The organism is Bradyrhizobium sp. SZCCHNRI3052 (genome assembly GCF_032484895.1).
In the GTDB taxonomy this organism is placed as follows: Bacteria; Pseudomonadota; Alphaproteobacteria; order Rhizobiales; family Xanthobacteraceae; genus Bradyrhizobium.
The window spans coordinates 365,698-384,469 of the sequence record NZ_JAUETW010000005.1; the positions used below are offsets into that span (position 1 = coordinate 365,698).

The 18,772-nt window shown below is 64.1% G+C and carries 18 protein-coding genes; 12 read left to right on the forward strand and 6 right to left on the reverse strand.

The annotated features are described in order from the left end of the window. The first annotated feature begins 59 nt into the window (after positions 1 to 59). From QW887_RS17460 to arr, 8 genes are all read left to right on the forward strand, one after another. Complete coding sequence (locus QW887_RS17460) at positions 60 to 881, forward strand: IclR family transcriptional regulator (RefSeq protein ID WP_316194745.1); 822 nt, start codon at positions 60 to 62, stop codon at positions 879 to 881. Between the two features lie 595 nt (positions 882 to 1,476). Continuing rightward, complete coding sequence (locus QW887_RS17465) at positions 1,477 to 3,279, forward strand: adenine deaminase (protein WP_316194746.1); 1,803 nt, start codon at positions 1,477 to 1,479, stop codon at positions 3,277 to 3,279. A 171-nt stretch (positions 3,280 to 3,450) separates the two neighbouring features. Further along, the gene (gcl, locus tag QW887_RS17470) at positions 3,451 to 5,238 is read left to right on the forward strand and encodes a glyoxylate carboligase (protein ID WP_315754561.1); all 1,788 of its coding nucleotides are present in this window, start codon (positions 3,451 to 3,453) and stop codon (positions 5,236 to 5,238) included. A 34-nt stretch (positions 5,239 to 5,272) separates the two neighbouring features. Beyond that, complete coding sequence (gene hyi / locus QW887_RS17475; protein WP_316194747.1) at positions 5,273 to 6,064, forward strand: hydroxypyruvate isomerase; 792 nt, start codon at positions 5,273 to 5,275, stop codon at positions 6,062 to 6,064. A 149-nt stretch (positions 6,065 to 6,213) separates the two neighbouring features. Then, positions 6,214 to 6,747: a HEAT repeat domain-containing protein gene (locus tag QW887_RS34925; RefSeq protein WP_410052610.1), complete on the forward strand. Its 534-nt coding sequence runs from the start codon at positions 6,214 to 6,216 to the stop codon at positions 6,745 to 6,747. 32 nt (positions 6,748 to 6,779) lie between these two features. Beyond that, on the forward strand, positions 6,780 to 6,863 hold the full coding sequence (locus tag QW887_RS34930; RefSeq protein ID WP_410052612.1) for a hypothetical protein: 84 nt from the start codon (positions 6,780 to 6,782) through the stop codon (positions 6,861 to 6,863). A 295-nt stretch (positions 6,864 to 7,158) separates the two neighbouring features. After that, a complete protein-coding gene (locus QW887_RS17480; RefSeq protein ID WP_316194748.1) occupies positions 7,159 to 7,791 on the forward strand; it encodes a glutathione S-transferase family protein in 633 nt (210 codons plus the stop codon). A gap of 122 nt (positions 7,792 to 7,913) precedes the next feature. After that, positions 7,914 to 8,327: an NAD(+)--rifampin ADP-ribosyltransferase gene (gene arr / locus QW887_RS17485; protein ID WP_315718415.1), complete on the forward strand. Its 414-nt coding sequence runs from the start codon at positions 7,914 to 7,916 to the stop codon at positions 8,325 to 8,327. Between the two features lie 171 nt (positions 8,328 to 8,498). On the opposite strand, the gene QW887_RS17490 is transcribed toward arr, so the two are convergent. Then, positions 8,499 to 9,902, reverse strand: coding sequence for an ABC transporter substrate-binding protein (locus QW887_RS17490; protein ID WP_315718416.1), 1,404 nt, complete (start codon positions 9,900 to 9,902; stop codon positions 8,499 to 8,501). 331 nt (positions 9,903 to 10,233) lie between these two features. On the opposite strand from QW887_RS17490, the gene QW887_RS17495 reads away from it, so the two are divergent. Beyond that, entirely contained in the window at positions 10,234 to 10,896 is a 663-nt protein-coding gene (locus QW887_RS17495) for a hypothetical protein (RefSeq protein ID WP_315769951.1), read from the forward strand. 878 nt (positions 10,897 to 11,774) lie between these two features. Beyond that, positions 11,775 to 12,164 (forward strand): DUF1236 domain-containing protein, encoded by a 390-nt coding sequence (locus QW887_RS17500; RefSeq protein ID WP_315718467.1) that lies wholly within the window; start codon positions 11,775 to 11,777, stop codon positions 12,162 to 12,164. Between the two features lie 52 nt (positions 12,165 to 12,216). On the opposite strand, the gene QW887_RS17505 is transcribed toward QW887_RS17500, so the two are convergent. The 3 genes from QW887_RS17505 to QW887_RS17515 all read right to left on the reverse strand — a co-directional run bounded on the left by QW887_RS17505 (position 12,217) and on the right by QW887_RS17515 (position 13,848). Then, a complete protein-coding gene (locus tag QW887_RS17505) occupies positions 12,217 to 12,570 on the reverse strand; it encodes a VanZ family protein (protein ID WP_315718418.1) in 354 nt (117 codons plus the stop codon). Between the two features lie 130 nt (positions 12,571 to 12,700). After that, positions 12,701 to 13,300, reverse strand: a complete 600-nt coding sequence (locus QW887_RS17510; RefSeq protein WP_315718419.1) for a thiamine pyrophosphate-dependent enzyme — start codon at positions 13,298 to 13,300, stop codon at positions 12,701 to 12,703. Continuing rightward, complete coding sequence (locus QW887_RS17515) at positions 13,297 to 13,848, reverse strand: thiamine pyrophosphate-binding protein (protein ID WP_316194749.1); 552 nt, start codon at positions 13,846 to 13,848, stop codon at positions 13,297 to 13,299. The genes QW887_RS17510 and QW887_RS17515 overlap by 4 nt, the downstream gene beginning before the upstream one ends. A 152-nt stretch (positions 13,849 to 14,000) precedes the next feature. Between QW887_RS17515 and QW887_RS17520 the strand changes: the two genes are divergently transcribed. Continuing rightward, positions 14,001 to 15,050 (forward strand): hydroxyacid dehydrogenase, encoded by a 1,050-nt coding sequence (locus QW887_RS17520; protein WP_316194750.1) that lies wholly within the window; start codon positions 14,001 to 14,003, stop codon positions 15,048 to 15,050. 432 nt (positions 15,051 to 15,482) lie between these two features. Then, positions 15,483 to 15,695 carry a hypothetical protein gene (locus QW887_RS17525; RefSeq protein WP_315754543.1) on the forward strand — a complete coding sequence of 71 codons (213 nt, stop codon included), beginning with the start codon at positions 15,483 to 15,485 and terminating at the stop codon, positions 15,693 to 15,695. Between the two features lie 9 nt (positions 15,696 to 15,704). Here QW887_RS17525 and QW887_RS17530 read toward each other — a convergent pair whose 3' ends face one another. Beyond that, complete coding sequence (locus QW887_RS17530; RefSeq protein WP_315718423.1) at positions 15,705 to 16,277, reverse strand: GNAT family N-acetyltransferase; 573 nt, start codon at positions 16,275 to 16,277, stop codon at positions 15,705 to 15,707. A gap of 8 nt (positions 16,278 to 16,285) precedes the next feature. Continuing rightward, entirely contained in the window at positions 16,286 to 18,643 is a 2,358-nt protein-coding gene (locus QW887_RS17535; protein ID WP_316184491.1) for an Orn/Lys/Arg decarboxylase N-terminal domain-containing protein, read from the reverse strand. Positions 18,644 to 18,772 lie beyond the last annotated feature (129 nt).

The window sequence follows — 18,772 nt, forward strand, 5'->3', positions numbered from 1 at the left end:
GCAAGATCCGTCCGTCCGGCAACGGCGCCGCCTGTGAGGGCGGTGCAGAGAGGCGCCACGTGATCCGTCGCAAGACGATCGAGCCACGCGCGGATGCTGCGGCCGAACCCCGCGACGGCGGCGTGCAATCCGTCGGCCGCGCGCTCCAGATCCTGGAGATTCTCGCCGAAGACGACGAAGGCTATCGCCTCAGCGATCTCGCCGTCCGTGCCGGGCTTTCGACCTCGACCGTTCATCGCCTGCTGACCACGCTCGAGAAGCGCCGCTTCGTCCAGTTCGACCGCATGGAATCGAAATGGCACGTCGGCGCGCAGAGCTTTGCCGTCGGCGCGACCTTCACGCGTCGGCGCAATTTCGTCGCGCTGGCGATTCCCTATCTGCGAAGGCTGCGCGACCAGTCGCGCGAGACCGCCAATCTCGCCGTCGTCGACGATGAATCGCTGATGGTGCTGCTGCGGCTGGACAGCCGCGAGATCATGCGCTCGCTGACCAAGGTCGGGGGCCGCCTCGCCATGGTCGCCTCCGGCATGGGCAAGGCGGTGCTCGCGACCTATTCCGATGACGACGTCAACGGCATCATCCACCGCCAGGGCATGCCGCGCCTGACCGAGAAATCGATCATCCGCGCCAGCGACCTGTTCCGCGAGCTCGAGACCATCCGCCGCCAGGGCTACGCCGTCGACGACGAAGAGGCACGCCTCGGCCTGCGCTGCATCGCCGCCGTCGTCCACGATTCCTGCCGCGAGCCGCTGGCGGCGATCTCGGTGTCGGGCCTGGCGAGCCGGCTGACCGAGGATCGGGTGCCGGTGGTCGGGGGAATGGTGCGGGATATCGCAGGGGAGCTGACGGCGGCGCTCCGGGGCGTGGCGCAGCCTGACTAGCTTTGGCGTTCGGAACTACGCCGAATATAGCGGGGACCACGAGATAAATAGCTCGGTCGAGTGGGGGGACCTTAGAGGTCACCCCCATTTTCTATCCGACAGGAGAAATCTATCTACACTTTTGGCTGCAATTGCAGAACGGGAAGAGGTTGAGAGCCTAATGCTTCCTTGCAACACAATCTAAGGGGGAGTGCAAACTTTTTCACCATTTGCTCAAACGACTTGCCGAAATGGACGATCATTTGAACATAACAGGAACGAAATGTCAACCGAAAATCCGAAATCTAGTGTCAAACTTCGGAAGTCATAGGCCGGGGTCAACAGGATAAGCTAAAATCTGCGACCAACCACTATGATGCTAGCTTGTCCCGCAGTTACAACTTCCTTCATCGACTAGATTCCTCTTTATAGGCGTGAGTTGATTGCGTGAGGCGCTTACCCGCCGACTTGTTGCCCTCGAACCCGATCGGCACGGTCGTTCCCCCGCGTATGCTCAAGACGTGAGCAGGTCGCTAGCCTATTTGGGCTTGCGGGGGCCGCGACGTCGCGCAACGATCCTGCCGCAATAGGCCAGCACGTTCAGCGAGTTCACCGCATGACCAAACTCACGCGCTTCTCGGTCGGCCCCCTGCACACCATGACGCGGCGGCTCGCCGACGTCGCATCGGGTCGCGCCGCACCCGATCTCGTCATCACCGGCGCCCGCGTGCTGTCGACCTATTCGGAGCGCATTCTCCCGAACCGCGAGCTGTGGATCACTGGCGGACGCGTCGCGGCGGTGAAGCCGGCCGGGGCGCACAAGGCGATACCGAGCGGTTTCGCGATCCATGACGCGGCCGGCGGCATCATCGCGCCCGGCCTCGTCGATCCGCACATCCACATCGAATCCTCGATGGTGACGGCCTGCGCCTATGCGGAGGCCGCGCTGCTCAACGGCACCACGACGATCTTCTGCGACAGCCACGAGATCGGCAACGTCATGGACGTCGCCGGCGTCGAGGCGATGCTGGAGGATGCGCGACAGGCGCCGCTGTCGATCTTCCTCACCGTGCCCTCGACCGTGCCGGCGACTTCGGCCGCGCTGGAGACGGCGGGCGGGGATCTCACGCCGGACAAGATCGCCGGCCTGTTCGATCGCTGGCCGGAGGCGGTCGCGCTCGGCGAGAAGATGGATTTCGTGCCGGTCTGCATGGGCGACGAGCGCAGCCATGCCATCCTTGCGGCGGCTTTGCAGCGCGGACGGCCGGTGTCCGGGCATGTCTATGGCCGCGAGTTCGTCGCGGCCTATGCCGCGAGCGGCGTCACCGACACGCACGAGGCGATCGACCGCGACATCGCCGACGACCTGCTCGATGCCGGCGTCTGGATCTTTCTGCGCGGTGGTCCGCCGACGACGCCGTGGCACAGCCTGCCGCAGGCGATCCGCACCGTCACCGAGCTCGGCGCCTCGCACAAGCGCACCGCCGTGTGCACCGACGATCGCGATGCCGATGATCTCATGCTGTTCGGCCTCGACTGGGTGGTGCGCGAGGCGGTGAAGGCGGGGATGTCGCCGGAGCAGGCGTGGTCGATGGGCTCGCTGCACGGCGCGACGCGCTTTGCGATGGATGGCGAGATCGGCGGTCTCGGCGGTGGCCGCCGCGCCGATCTGGTGCTGCTCGACGACGGCCTGAAGCCGCAATCGACCTGGTATGGCGGCGAGCTGGTGGTGGACAAAGGCAAGATCACGCCGCGTCTCGATCAGGCGCTGTCGCAGCGCTATCAGTACCCGAAGGCCGCCTATGCCACGGTGAAGCTGCCAAGACAGATGACGCTGACGCCGGAGCTGCCCACCAAGGCCTGCACCGTCAATGCGATCAAGACGGCGCTGCCCGGCATCACGCTGATCCACGACAAGGTCGCGATAGAGCCGGCCAACGATTGGGAGACGCTGTTTGCGCGCTACGGTCTCTGCTTCGTCGCCGTGATCGAGCGCCACGGCAAGTCGGCCGGCAATGTCGCGCACGGGCTCTTGAAGGACTTTGGCCTCAAGCGCGGCGCCGTCGCCTCCAGCGTCGGCCATGACAGCCACAACATCATCGTCGCCGGCACCAACGAGGCCGACATGCGGGCCGCCGTCGCCGCGATCGGCGCGCAGCAGGGCGGCGTCTGCGTCGTCGCCGATGGCAAGGTGCGGGCGATGGTTCCATTGCCGATCGCTGGCCTGTTGTCGGACAAGCGCGTCACCGAGGTCGCCGAGGAGGTGAAGCTGCTCAAGAAGGAATGGGCGGAAGCCGGCTGCACCATTCCCTACATGGGCTTCAATTTGATTCCTCTATCGGTCATTCCGGAAATTCGTATCACCGACAAGGGCCTCGTGCTGGTGCCGCAGATGGAGCTTGCGCCGCTGTTCGAATAGCACCATCGAACCGTCATGCTGTTAGGACATGTCAGCTGTTTGTCGTCCTAACTAACTGAGGCCACCCGTGTTTTGCCGAGCGTGCCGCATCGTGGGAAAAATCGACGACTGAATTGAGATCGCAGCCGTCAGCAGCGATCCTCGCGCATCAACCAAAAGAGGAAGCGCGAGATGGCGAAGATGCGGGCGATCGATGCTGCGGTGCGAATCTTGGAGAAGGAAGGCGTCACCTGCGCCTTCGGCGTTCCCGGCGCGGCGATCAATCCGCTGTATTCCGCGCTGCAACGGCGCGGCTCGATCCGCCACATTCTCGCCCGCCACGTCGAGGGCGCCTCGCACATGGCCGAGGGCTACACCCGCGCCAAGGCCGGCAACATCGGCGTGTGCATCGGCACCTCGGGCCCGGCCGGCACCGACATGATCACCGGGCTCTATTCGGCGATTGCAGACTCCATTCCGATCCTCTGCATCACCGGCCAGGCGCCGCGCGCGCGGCTCCACAAGGAGGATTTCCAGGCCGTCGACATCGAGCAGATCGCCAAGCCCGTGACCAAGTGGGCGGTCACGGTGCGCGAGCCCGGGCTCGTGCCGCGGGTGTTCAGCCAGGCGTTCCACATCATGCGCTCGGGCCGTCCGGGCCCGGTGCTGATCGACCTGCCGCTCGACGTGCAGCTCGCCGAGATCGAGTTCGACGACGAGACCTACACGCCGCTGCCGGTCTACAAGCCCGCGGCGAGCCGCAAGCAGATCGAGAAGGCGCTGGAAATGCTCAATGCCGCCGAGCGGCCGCTGATCGTCGCGGGCGGCGGCATCATCAACGCCGATGCCAGTGATCTGCTCGTCACCTTCGCCGAGACCGTCAACGTGCCTGTGGTGCCGACCCTGATGGGCTGGGGCGCCATCCCCGACGATCATGTGCTGATGGCCGGCATGGTCGGCCTGCAGACCAGCCACCGCTACGGCAACGCCAACTTCCTGGAGTCCGATTTCGTGCTCGGCATCGGCAACCGCTGGGCCAACCGCCACACCGGATCGCTCGAGACCTACACCAAGGGGCGCAGCTTCGTGCATGTCGACATCGAGCCGACCCAGATCGGCCGCGTGTTCAATCCCGATCTCGGCATCGTCTCGGACGCCAAGGCGGCGCTCGAGCTGTTCATCACCGTCGCGCGCGAGTGGCGCAAGGCGGGCAGACTGCGCGAACGGCAGGCGTGGCCGGCGGCGTGCCAGGATCGCAAGCGCACGATGCTCCGGCGCAGCGATTTCGATCAGGTGCCGATCAAGCCGCAGCGCGTCTATCATGAGATGAACAAGGCGTTCGGCCGCGACACCTGCTATGTCAGCGTCATCGGCCTGTCGCAGATCGGCGGCGCGCAGTTCCTCAGCGTCAACCATCCGCGCCACTGGATCAATGCGGGGCAGGCGGGGCCGCTCGGCTGGACCCTGCCGGCCGCGCTCGGCGTCCGCGCCGCCGATCCCAGGCGCGAGATCGTCGCGCTCTCCGGCGACTACGACTTCCAGTTCCTGATCGAGGAGCTCGCGGTCGGCGCGCAGTTCAACCTGCCTTACATCCACGTCGTCGTGAACAATGCCTATCTCGGCCTCATACGCCAGGCGCAACGCGGCTTCTCGATGGACTATCAGGTGCAGCTCTCGTTCGAGAACATCAACGCGCCGGAGGTCGGCGGCTATGGCGTCGACCACGTCGCGGTCGCGCAGGGCCTCGGCTGCAAGGCGATCCGCGTCACCGACCCGCGCCAGGCGCAGGCTGCGTTCGCGACCGCGCGCGAATGGATGGCGGAATACCAGGTGCCTGTCGTGGTCGAGTTCGTGCTCGAACGCGTCACCAACATCGCGATGGGTACCGAGATCGACAACGTCGTGGAGTTCGAGGAGGTGCTCGATCTGCCGGTCGACGAGACGCCGGCCGAGCCGGCGCGCACCTTGCAGCCGGCTTGACCGCAGCCATCGCACTCAGTCGAGGACCCATGACATGCCGCGCTTTGCCGCCAACCTCACGATGCTGTTCAACGAGCTGCCGTTCCTCGACCGCTTCGCCGCCGCCAAGGCGGCCGGCTTCGGCGGCGTCGAATATCTGTTCCCGTATGATTTCGACAAGGCCGAGCTGCGCGAGCAGCTCGCGCGCCACGGGCTGACGCAGGTGCTGCACAATCTGCCCGCCGGCAATTGGGCCGCGGGCGAGCGCGGCATCGCCATCCTGCCGGATCGCGTCGACGAATTCCGCGACGGGGTGCGTCGTGCGATCGAGTATGCGAAGGCGCTGGATTGTCGCCAGCTCAACTGCCTCGTCGGCATTGCGCCCGACGATGCCGATCCGCGCGAGCTCAACCAGGTGCTGGTCCGCAACCTGCGCTTCGCCGCGACCGCGCTGAAGGCGCAGGGGATCAAGCTGCTGATCGAGCCGATCAACACACTCGACATTCCCGGCTTTGTCCTCAACCGCACGGCACAAGCGCTTCAGCTGATCTCGGAGGTCGAGTCCGACAATCTGTTCGTCCAGTACGACATCTACCACATGCAGATCATGGAGGGCGATCTCGCCCGCACGATGCAGAAGCATCTCGCCCGCATCGCCCACATCCAGCTCGCCGACAATCCGGGCCGCCACGAGCCCGGCACCGGCGAGATCAACTACGCCTTCCTGTTCCGCCATCTCGACGCGATCGGCTACCCCGGCTGGATCGGCTGCGAGTACAAGCCGCGGACGACGACGGGAGAGGGCTTGGGTTGGCTGACGGACCGCGCGGTCGTTCCCGCGAGCTGAGCTTGATTCCTTGGTCCCTTCACCGGCCTTTTCCAGTTAATGTCTGCGAGCCGACGTCGCCGGCGTCGGCTGAAAAGTCCGCGTTGGGCCAATTGCAGAACTGCCCCGCTTGGTGCAACAGTAGAACAATCCTACATTGGAACGCTGTCGTGTCCTGCAATTCGCCCTCCGGCGCGCACCCGCCGACTACCCACCAAGTCATACGCAAACTCGCCTTGCAAGAAGGTGCGGCGGCACTAAAGGCACTGGCCAACGCAGCCGGACTCGAAGATCAATTTGAACGACGGGCGGCTATTGATGCAATCGGACGTCACCCACATGGGCGCGAGTTGCGCTCTATCATTTTGAGGGCTCTCCGTGATCCATCAGAATACGTTGTGCGCACAGCGTGTGAAGTCGTCGCACAATGGGAGTTGCAAGAGGCGCACGAGCTTGTGGTAGCTCTACTGGCAAATCCATCCAAAGCGACACGGCAAACCGCTATTCGCACGCTGGGTAAAATCTGGGTCGATGCAGATTTCCGACGGTGTTTCGCATCTACAACGACGCCTCGGAAAATGAAATTCGGCGCGAAGCTGCTTGGGTCCTGCGGCAGCGAGCCCACTCTGCCCATTGGCGAACGCTTTTCGATGCATTCCAAGTTGATGAGCTTGCCCGACACCGGCAATGGGCTTGCGAGTTAGCCGAGAAGTTTTCAGTCCCTGACATTCTACCAGTGTTGTCACAGCTGTCCTCGGACGTCGACGGTCACGTTCGAAAGGCAGCGTGGCGGGCTATCCAAACACTTTCGAGCCGCTGATCCCAGCTCGTTTCGTAGGCTTAGGATGCCCGCTGCGGGCCAAATGCAGCCATTGAGGGCCTTGGTCGCCTGCTTCTGCTTCAGACCTGAAAGCGGGCTGTGCTCCCACCTGTTTGGACGGTTTGGGATGGGCTAGCCGCCGACATCTTTAGTGCGTCTTTTCATCTTCGAGTCTGATCACGATGTGCTGCGCCAAGCCGGAGTTCGAGGAGCCGCTGAGAAAATCTCCGGCCGCATGTCGGGCTGACGAACGGAGGGCCGTTCTGGGAGCGGACAACGGAGGAGGTTGCGAGCGATGATCACAGTGTTCGGAGAGGGCAGAGGCTTCCGGGTCGTCTGGTTGCTGGAAGAGATGGACCTCCCATACCGGCTGCGGGATGTGGATCTCCTGGCCGGGGTCGAGAACGACGCCGAGTTCCTGACGATCAATCCCGCCGGATTCATTCCGGCGATCCGCGATGGCGACGTCACGATGGTCGAGTCCGTTGCGATCATGGAGTACATCTTGGGGCGGTATGGGCCGACGGCGCTGGCGCCCGCGGCACATGATGTTGCTTTTCCTGCCTATCAGCAGTTTCTCCACCTCGGTGAGGCGGGCCTCGCAGCCTCGCTTTATTTCGTTTCGGGAGCCCGGCACCTTGCGCCTGAAAGCGAGTGCAACAACTGGAGCGCGCGGCAGGCGATGGACGTGTTCACGACCCGATTGAGCCTGGTGACGCGACGGCTGGAGCGCGGGCCATACATGGCCGGCGATGCGTTCACCGCGGCGGACATTTCGGTGGGCTACGCGCTCGAGATGGCGCGGAAGAACGTCGGTGTGGTGTTCGGTGATGCGGAGCAAGCATACATGACCCGGCTGCGAGTCCGCGCCGGCTACCAGCGGGCGCTGGAGACGTGCCAGGCCACGCGGCGCTGGTGGACCAGCTAGGTTGCGGAACGAGAGAGGCGAGTAGGTCGCCGACAATGTCTTCAACAGACGAAACGATCATTTGCATTCGACCGTCGCTCCGCGGCAGATGACGAGTGCTGGAAACCCATCCGAGGTCACCGATGTCATCTGTTGCGACCGTGTTTGCGCAATCGTTCTTCCACGGCACGCGCGCTGATTTGCGGCCGGGCGATCTGATCGCTGTCGGGTATCCGTCCAACTTCACCGAGGCGGAGCCGATGTCCTGGGTCTACTTCACGGCGACGCTGGATGCGGCGATCTGGGGCGCCGAGTTGGCTGCCGGTGACGGACGGGGACGGATCTACGTCGTCGAGCCCACAGGTCCGTTCGTTGACGACCCGAACCTGACGGACAAGAAGTTCCCGGGGAATCCGACGCGGTCTCATCGATCCCGCGCGCCGCTGCGCGTCATTGCCGAGGTCGTTCATTGGCAGGGGCACGCGCCGGATGTGGTGAGGCAGATGAAGGAGGGCGTTGCGCGCGCAATGACCGAGGGGCCGGGCATCATCGACTGAACGGCGCGGCGGCATCGCACTGCCGTCGATCCGTCGCGCCCGATGGCTGTTTGCGGATGCTGCGACGCGCTCGCCACGCGGCGCCCTCCGTCCAGAACATCGAAAAAGTCCGGTGGCAAGGTGCGTTCGAACTGGTGTCGACGCACGAAATCTCCTCCTCATGAGCCGAGCCTATCGCCGAGAGGCGAGGGTTGGACTTGGCGTCCATGATTGATCGGGGGCGCCGCTCGGCTGCGTCGCTCGCCTTTCGGCGACGGCATGGTTGAAGAGTTCGAGGACCAAGCCGAATGCCGCCAAGTCCTCTGGTTCGATGGCTCCATCGTCATAGCCCTTGAGTGTCTCGACGATGATCCCGTCGACCTCTCGTTGCCAGGTCAGCAGATCGTGTTCTGAGCCGGCATTGCGCACCTCCGAAACCACCGCAAGAATGCGGTTGCGGCCGCTGGTGTCGTCCTCCAGTTCATCCCGGTTCAGATAGCGGCGCAGCCATTCGGCGGCCGAACCGATGCCGGAAAGTACGAGCAAGGCGAACCAGAAATAATCGCTGTACTTGTCCAGAAAGGTTCGCTCCGTGCCGTTGATCACCGCCGCGGCGCCTCGATGTACGGAAGGCTCGGTCTCCTTCTCGGTATCGGGCTTCGTGATGTGCGAAGCACCGGCGAGGCCTTGCGTGATCGTGTCGCGGACCGCGAAAAGCTGCCGGTAGAAGGCCGCCGCCTTGGCTTCTGAAAGCTCCTTCTTGGCCAGGATCAGGTGATTGACGCTGATCGTGTCGACCTTGTCCTCCGGCCAGGCCGGTTTCGCGTTGAAGACGCTGGCTGGAATTTCCTCGGCCTCGTAGCGCGGATGCTTCAGGGCAATGGCCTCCGATGCTTCGATCGGAAGAAACGTCGGAGCTCCGCGGGCTCGGGAGGTCGCGGTGATGGCGTCCACCGTGATCCTGCTGTCGAGCGGACCGACGGCGAGATACGCATCGAGGGTAAGGTCTTGCGCAAGCTTCTCGATCTCGTCTGTCCCGAATTGAGCCGTGGCAACCTTATCGGGTTGCACGCCGGACCCCTCCAGAATGGTCTGGAGCACTGCGACGTTTGCTCCGGTCCTCCCGATGATGCCGACCTTGTGACCTGCCAGATGGGCGATATCTGCGATCTTGCCGCCGGCCTTCTGCTTGGGCTCGCTGCCGCGTCGCCCGGAGGGCGACCACAGCACGACATAGTTCTTGCGTAGGACCGCCAGCGTTTGCGCGTCGGGCGGCATGCCGAGGTCACCGCGGCCGACCGCCAGATCGGTTCTGTCGGCGGCCAGCAGGGCCAGGGATTCAGCCGCTCCGCCGGTCGTGATCGGGGAGAGCCGGACGGTCCTGCTTTCCTCACCGAAGGCGTCGGCCATCGCCTGGACCACCTTGTGGTCGTCGCTCGCCGCCGGTCCGACGGCGATCCGGAGAGTCTCGGGTTGCAAGACGTAGAACAGGCCGGCCGCAGCGGCGCCAAAGGCGACAAATCCCAAGGCCAACACGATCAGCAGCCTTCGTTGACGGCGGTCGTGAGCACTCCTGACCACATAGGACGATGACATCAGCGGACCCCTTGAGAAAACGCGTGTCGGCTCCAAGCGCACTGGAACTTGGGCGAACCGGTGTCAACCCGGAATGTTCCGTCGGCTGGATCAGGTACAGGGAACTTGGGGTCGACCTCGTCGATGTGCAAATGTCCGGTGCGCCATGGACCAGCTGTGGATGAAGCCCCCGCAACGGTGCTCTCAGAGAACAGACGTTTCTTGCGTCCAGTCGGAAGGTCCGCCGCCTCGGGCCGCAAGCAGACATGACCATCGCGCGTCTTTCGAAGCGATCATTTCATGGCTTATCAATCTGCGGTCAATATGATTGGAGCTTGATAGAGGAGTTGGAATGAAGCCCAGCCGATCATCTCAGCCGTGCCTTATGATTCTACGCATCTTGGTCATGGGTCTCGGGCTTCTCCACCCGCACCGGGCGACGGCCGCTGACGAGCTGCAATATTTCCACGACTGCGTGAAGCACGAACTGCCCGCGGCTTTGCGCCGCTTCGTCATCGCAAATGGTCCAGACAGACTGAACCGCGCGGAGGACAGTGCAAGAACTGACATTGTTAATGACCTGTTTTCGGCCTGTCGGCAGAGCGCATTGGATAGCGCGCGCCGCGCAGATGAGCGGTCCTACGTTGACGAGGCCGTAGGATCATTCTTCAAGGAGATCCCCTGGATCGTCGAACTGCAGCACCGGACGGAGCAGCTCTTGAAGACGGATCCAGATAAGGCGTTCGAAGAGCAAGCTGTACGCGCCTATTCCTTCTGTCTCGAGGGCACTGCTCGGCGGTTGGCTCAAACGTCCGAAGATCCTATCGACACGATTGAGCAAGGGGCACTCGTAGGGTGCAGCAGAAACAGACAAGTTGTCTTCGATACATATTCAAGTCATGGAAAGTCCTTTGCTCCAGTGGAGATGAAGGCTTTGGAGAAGGAGTTTCATGATAAAGTGTCTGCCATCGTGACAAAAATCCGGAACGATGTGCGTAAGACAAAGCAGCAGTAGCTGTGTCTGCTGTCGTCATTGATTTCAACCTCTTTGGAAACGTCAGAGTTGAGCTCGTGCCACGGCCTTCTTTCGTGCTCGTCGGGCAAATCACTGATGGGACTCGGCATGCGCCGTCCCATTTCGCGGTCGGATCGCCGAAGGTGTGTCCTTGAATCGATTCGAAAATCGCTAACTTGCTCAATCAGATGTCATCGATCGCCGTTGAGGAAGTGAGAATAGATGTTTCTTTTTTACAGAAATCATGCATGATGCACCCATCCTGTCTCGCCGAGAGGGGCGTTGCGCGCGATCGTCACGACACGTGGGGCAGGGATGCGGTGGCCGTGAGGTGTCGCAGCATGCGCTTACGCGCATGTGGACGAACGATGCAGCACGGACGCGAAGTCGTGTGGTCCTGGCCTCCCGGTGCCGAGGTCAAGCGCGCGACGAGGGCTCATGCCCTCGCGCGGGCGACGGGGTCAATCAGCCGGTCCCCGAGGAGAGCGCGAAAGAAGCGTTAAGACTGCCGCGCAGGGAATGCCGGTTGATCGGCTGAACCTGTGGTACCTGCCGCCTGCATTCTTTCAGCAGGCGGGCCATGGGTGAGGCCTTCACCCGGCATTCCCTGCGCCCTCTCGATTCATCGAAGGGCCGTCGATCGCGGGACTCGGGCGTGATCCGCCGCGAGAGTGCGAACCTGCGCGCGGTTGTTTGAAACGTGGATAGCAACTGAGCAATCTCTCCATCATCTCCGACGATGGTGAAGAGTTCGAGGTTTGGTTCCCTTGGCATGATGGTTCCCTTGGCATGATGAAGTTTCGGCCATTTGGAACCGGAACTGCAGGCGATCCCTTGGTGTTGAACGGCATCTCGAAAGCACTGGAGGAGAGACAATGATGAGAACCCGTCTTGCCGTTTCGCTGATCGCCACCTCGCTGCTGGCGTCGACCGCTGCGTTCGCCCAGTCCACGACCGTCGAAGGTGCCGCCAATGGTGCTGCGGCCGGCGGCGCCGTTGCCGGTCCGGTCGGCGCCATGGTTGGTGGCACGGTCGGCGCCGCCGTCGGTGCGGGCCTAGAGATTCCGAACGCGGTCATCAACTCGATCGAGGCCGAGCGCGCGCCGTCGGTGGTCGTCCATGAGCGTGTCGTGGTCGGCGAGCCGCTGCCCGCCACCGTCGAACTGCGTCCGGTACCGCGCTACACCGAGTATCGCTACGCCGTCGTGAACGATCGCCGCGTGATCGTCGATCCGCGCACGCGCCGCGTCATCAAGATCATCGAGTGATCTGACATTCTGACAGGCAGGGGCCTCGTCGCATCAGCGGCGGGGCCTCTTGTCATGCGGTTTGCGTGCGGATCTGTCGGATGAGCCAGTCGATGGCCGCGGACAGGCCGAATCCGATGCAGGCGGTCGCGGCGTCGACGACGAAGTCTTCCAGCCGTGCGTGACGCCCTGGCGCCAGGAACTGCGCGAGTTCGAGTGCACCGATCAGGATCACCGCAATCCCGGTGGTCAGCAGCCGATGACTGCGATAGGCGAGGCCGAACGCAAGGCCGATCAGGATGAAGGCGAGGGCGTGTTCGCCGTCCTGTCCAAGCTGCGAATGGGGCCTATAGCTGGGCGGGCCCAGCGTTGCGAAGGCAACGGCTGCGGCGAGCAGCCAGGCCGAGAGGCGGATCGCGATCTTCATGGACGCTGCTTAGCACGTTCCGGGCCACGAACCGGGGTCACGGTCGCTTGAGGCACCGGTGTAGTTAATGCGGCTCGGAAGCCGGACGTTGGCCTTCCCATCGTACCGCAGACAGCTTTCGTCAGGCGCCTCAGATCGGCTGCCGGACTCCCAGACCCTGCATGAAGCGCTCGCGGATCTGTGCCGGATCGCGCCTGGTGGCGCCCACACCGGGCTTGTCGTCGATCTTCGCCGCAATCAGCACCGGGCCGGGCGCCTCGAACGCAACATCGATCAAGCGTTCGAAATCTTCCTCGTCTGCGGCCCAATGGCTGGCGCCAATGCCGCAGCCGGCGGCAATGGCGACGATGTCGGCGTTCCGGGCCGGCGTCGGCTGGTTTCCGGTGATCTGGTAGACGCCATTGTCCATGACGATGATGGCCAAATTCTTCGGCGCCAGCGTCGCAATCGTGGTCAGGCAGCCGAGCTGCATCAGCAGCGAGCCGTCGCCCTCGAGCGCGAACACCCGGCGCTGCGGCTGCGCCAGGGCGACGCCGAGCGCGATCGGGCAGGCAAGCCCCATGCTGCCGAGCATGTAGAAATTCTGCGGCCGCGGGCCCGCCGCCCACAGATCGAAATTGGTGTTGCCGATGCCGCCGATGACAGCTTCCTCGTGCTTGAGTTTTGCGACCAGCCGGCAGGTGAGGTCAGCGCGGTTCATGACCTTGGTGTTGCTGATGGTCGCGCTCATGCGAACACCTTTCCGCCGGTCAGCAGCGGCGACAGGATGAGCGCCACCGGCGCCTGCGTCGCCACCGCCTGCTTGATCGAGCGGTCCATGATGAATTCGAGCTCGTCGAGGCGCGTCATGGTGTGATGCTCCATCGCCAGCGCATCGAGCACGGGGCGCATGGTCCGGCACACCAGCGACTGGCCGTAGTTGAATTCGCCGAGCGTGCCACGCTCGGACACGATCATGATCAGCGGGATCTGGCAGGGCAGGACCAGCGAGGCCAGCACGTTGGGCAAGGTCGCGAAGCCCGATGTCTGCATCAGGAGCGCGCCGCGGCGCCCGCCCATCCAGGCGCCCGCGAGAATGCCGACCGCTTCCTCCTCGCGCGCCGTCGCAAACGTCGTGAAGAACGGATCGTCGTGCAGGCTGTGGATCAGCGGCGTCAGGACGCGGTCGGGAACGTAGGGGATGAGGTCGACGGCGTTGCGCTTGAACGTCTGCAGCACGATCTCGTGCCAATTCGGCACGGTGCTTGCGGATCGCGCCGCATCGGCATCGGCGGCCATTGCTGTTCCTCCGGACGTCCCTGATGGGGGTGCGCTGTTTGGCGCTGAGCTTGACGGCACCGGGACGATTGTCAACATGCCGGCCCGGCCGGTCAGGCATCCGCCTTTCAAGTCCGACATCAAGAACCAAGACACCAGGAGGTCGCCTGTTCATGGCCGCGAATTCCAAGCGCGTCTTCTACGTCAAATATCTGGCCCACCCGATCTTCAGCGAGCTGCTCGCCGCACGCTCCGACGTCCGGCTCGACCGGCTGGAGAACGAGAGCTCCGAGGCCGAGACGGCGCCGATCCTCGCGGCGGCTCACGCCTACCAGATCGGGGCGGCCCGCGACGAACTCGCGCCGCGCTTCCATGTCGATGCAGACCTGCTGCGCCGCGCCCCAAACCTCCTCGTCGTGTCGAGCAACGGGGCCGGATACGACCCGGTCGACGTCGACGCCTGCACCGGGGCCGGCGTCCTCGTCGTGAACCAGTCCGGCGGCAACGCGCATTCGGTGGCCGAGCACACGCTCGGCATGATGCTGACCCTGTCGAAGCGCATCATCCAGTCCGACCGCCGGCTGCGCCGGGAGCGCGACGTCAACCGCAACGATCTGATCGGCAACGAGGTGCAGGGGCGGACGATCGGTATCGTCGGGCTTGGCCATGTCGGCCGCCGGGTTGCCGAGCTGTGCCGCGGCCTCCTCGGCATGACGGTGCTGGCCTATGACCCGTATCTCTCGCCGGAGGAGATCGCGGCACGCGGCGCGGAGAAGGTGGAACTCGATGACCTGATGCGGCGCTCTGATTTCGTCTCGATCAACTGCCCGCTGACGAGGGAGAGCCGGGGCATGATCGGTGCCCGCGAGTTCGCACTGATGCAGCCGAGCGCCTATTTCGTCACCACCGCCCGTGGCTTCATCCATGACGAGGAGGCGCTGCTCACCGCCCTCAGCGAAAAGCGCATCGCCGGCGCCGGCCTCGACGTCTGGGCCAAGGAGCCGCCGCCGCCGGACCATCCGCTGCTCCAATTCGACAACGTGCTGGCGAGTCCCCATACGGCCGGCGTGACTCGCGAGGCGCGGCAGAACATGGGCCGGATCGCCGCCGAGCAACTGCTCGCCACGCTCGACGGCGGGCGGCCGCCGCGCCTCATCAACCCCGAGGCCTGGCCGCGCTACAGCGCCCGTTTCCGCGAGGCATTCGGAGTGACACCCGCCTAGCCGGGGAGAGGGGAATTGCGAGGAGAAGATTTCATGCGTCGCAAGCCGCGAGGTGGCGACAAATCTTCTCTCCCGGGCGGCTTCCGCGAAGTGGACATTGCTATTTTCCGAGCTGTCTCGACAGCACGATGGAGGCTGATCATTTTTCCTGTGGCGCCATGAGCTTAGGCCACGTTTTTCGCTCGGCGCGGAAGGGAAGTTGGTCCGATGCGCAGGCTGAACGCGATCCTGAAGTCGACCCACGGCCGCGTCCGTCGCGCCGTCTCGCAGTTCGTCGCAATCGCCGCGGCGAGCCTGCCTTCGGTCGGTGCCTGAGCGCCGGTTCCACGAGCTGCGTCAAATATTTGCAGCGACCGCTTGATATCGGTCAACAGCGAGCTGGGAAGCGCGGTAACATCACCTCCGAGCACTCCGTGAGAGACAGGAGGTTGCATGTCGCGCTATGTCATCCATTTCATGAAGGACGTGCTGGGCGAGAACGGCCGCCAGTGCGAGATTTGCCAGAGCACGCTGGAGGTTGAGGCCGAGAGCGAAGGCGAAGCCGCAGAGATCGCAAAGTCCCGGTTCTGCGAACAGCAGGAGCTGCGCGACTGGTCGCTGCATGCCGACCGCATCGAGGTGAAGGCGGCCGACTTTCCCTCCTGACCCTGCGGCTCAGCGGCGCAGCCCAGCCGGCGCGTCGCTGGCCCCGGGGCCCAGCGAGCGTTGCACCATCACGGTGTCGCACCAGCGGCCGTAACGGTAGGCGACGCCCGGAAGCAGCCCCACCCTGGCGAACCCGAAGCGCTCATGAATGCCGAGCGAGGCGACGTTGTCGGCGTCGATATAGCCGATCATCTGGCGATATCCGGCCGCTGCGGAAGCATCGATCAGCGCCTGCATCAGCAGCCGGCCGACACCACGGCCGAGATGCTCATGGTGGACATAGATCGAATGCTTGACCGCGAACCGATAGGCTGGCCGCTTCCTGAACAGGACGACATAGGCATAGCCCACGACCTCGCCGCGGAATGTCGCGACCAGATGTGGCAGCCGATGATTGCGCAGATTCTTGCGCCGCTGCTTGAGATCGTCCGGCTCGGGCGCCCCGGAACCGGCGGCGCTGTCCTCGACCCCGCGGCGGACGTGCCGCCGGTAGATCGAGAGCATGGCCTCGACATCTTCGTCGCGTGACGGCCTGACGAGGACCGTCGGCTCGGTCTCGCGAGCCGTGATCGCGCTGTCCATGGTTCGAATTACTCTGCGCAGACATAGGTATGGAGCCGGATCCGGCCGGACTCGTCGAGCTCCTTGTACAGCCCCTGGATCTCGACGTCGAAACCGGGGTAGGCGTTGAACGCCCGCTCGAACATCTTGAGGTAATCGATCATCGGCTGGGCGCGTTCGGACAGCCGTTCGCCCGGAACGATGGTGGCGATGCCCGGCGGATAGACCACGAACGGCGTCGTCGCGATGCGCCCGGCGATCTGGTCGATCGGCAGGTAGTCGACCTCGTTGCGCATCAACGCACGCGCCGCCTCGCGCGGCGACATCGCGATCTCGGGCAAGTGCTGTGGCTGGAACTGCTTCGCCTGCAGCGCGCTCACCTCGGCCTCGCGGTAGAAGCGGTGCATCTCGGCGCAGAGGTCGCGCAGCCGCAGCTTGCCGTAACGCGCAAAGCGCTTGCGGGTGAACTCCGGAATCGCGTCCTCCAGCAGCACGTTGTCATCGTGGAGCCGCTTGAAGGCGACCAGACCGCTGATCAGGGTTCCGGCCTTGCTCGCCTCGACCCCCGGCGTCAGCAGGAAGAGCAACGAGTTGAGGTCGTTCTTCTCCGCCACGATGCGGTTCTCGCGCAGATATTGCGCGACGATCGGAGCCGGGATGCCGTGATCGGCATAGCCGCCGGTGGTGCGATCGAAGCCGGGGGTGAGCAGGGTCAGCTTGTTGGGGTCGGTCATGGTGAAGCCAGCGGCGAGATCCGGAAAGCCGTGCCATGCCGCCCCGGGCGCGAGCTGCCACAGCGCGGCATCGGTCGCGAGCTGGTCGGTCGAGAGCGCCTCCCAGGCCACGTCGTGGCTAGCCCCGGGATTGGCCGCATCGGGGATCGATACGCGATCCGGAACGAATGGCTCGAAGAACCAGCGCCGCGCCGGGTCCTTCTCCTTCTCCTCGAATTCGCGGCGCATCGCCCGGATCTTCTTGCGCAACTCGATGCCAAGCCGGATCGTGTCGTCCCACAGGACCTCGCCGGAGCGGCCCTTCATCATCTGCGCGCCGACGTCCAGCGAGGCGAACAGCGGGTAGAACGGCGAGGTCGAGGCGTGCTGCATGAAGCTTTCGTTGAAGCGGCGATGCTCGATCCGCCGCCGCTGTCCCTTGATGTGGCGGTCCTTGACGTGGATCTGCGATGCCTGGGAGAAACTCGCGAGCTGCTTGTGGGTCGATTGCGTGGCGATGATGCCGGGAGCGTCGGGCCCGAGATCGCCGAGGCCCATGGCGAAGCGGCCAGCGTAGAGCGGGTGGAATTTCATGAAGCCCGCCCAGGCCTCGTCGAACATGATGTAGTCGCAGAGGTGCCCGATCCGCTTCAGGATCATTTCGGCGCTGTGGATCGTGCCGTCATAGGTGCACTGCTCGACCACCGCGACGCGGAACGGGCGCGGCTTGCGCCAGGCGTCAGGATCCTTGACCAGCGGGTTGTCGCGGATCTGTTGCCGGAGGTGCTCCTCATCGAGCAGATCCCAGCGCATCGGGCCGATCAGGCCCCAGGGGTTGCGAACCGTTGGGACGTAGATCGGGACTCCGCCGGAGATCAGTAGCGCGCCGTGATGGGCGGCCTTGTGGTTGTTGCGGTCGAACAGCACGAGGTCGCCGTCGGTGACCAGGGCCCCGAGCACGACCTTGTTGGAGGTCGAGGTACCGTTGAGGACGAAATAGGTCTTCTCGGCGCCAAAGATCTGCGCCGCTTCCTTCTGCGCGCGCAGCGCCGGCCCCTCATGGGTCAGGAGATCGCCGAGATCGAGCACGGAATTGTCGAGGTCGTCCCGGAACACGGCCTCGCCGAGATGCTCGACGAACACCCGGCCGATCGGGCTGCGGCTATAGAACACGCCGCCATTGTGCCCGGGGCAGGTCCAGAGCTGGTTGCCTTCCTCGGCGTAGTCGACCAGCGCGCCGAAGAATGGCGTCTTCAGTGTCTCGGCATATTGCTTCAGCCGGCTGACCAGGTTCTTGGCGATGAAGGCGGGCGTCTCCTCCGACAGGAAGACGTATCCGTCGATGAAGTCGAGCACCTCGACCGGCAGATCCTCGAACCGCTTGCGGCGGATCAGGAGGATGATCGGGAAGTCCAGTCCGCGACGGCGCATCAGGTTGATCAGCGACGCCGTCTTGCCTTCCAGGCCCTTCTTGCCCCAATCGACGACCATGCAGCCGATCGCGGCATCCGTCTGCACGGCGATCTCGGCGTCCTCCAGCTTGCGGGCGCGCACCACCTCGAAGCCCGAGCGCTGGATCTCCTCGATGATCTGGTTGAAGCGGACGCCCGCAAGGTCGTCGGTCTCGAACACGGGAGCGGCGAACAGGAAGGTGAAGCGGCGGAAGTATTCCATGAGAGTCTTTCGGGCTGGGTGGCAGCCACCTGTCGTCACGTTCGATGACGGTTCGATGACAATAGGGCGCCTCACGGAGCTTGTCTCGGCCGCCTCGCGGTGGCAATCGTCCCGAACCCGAGTGATGCT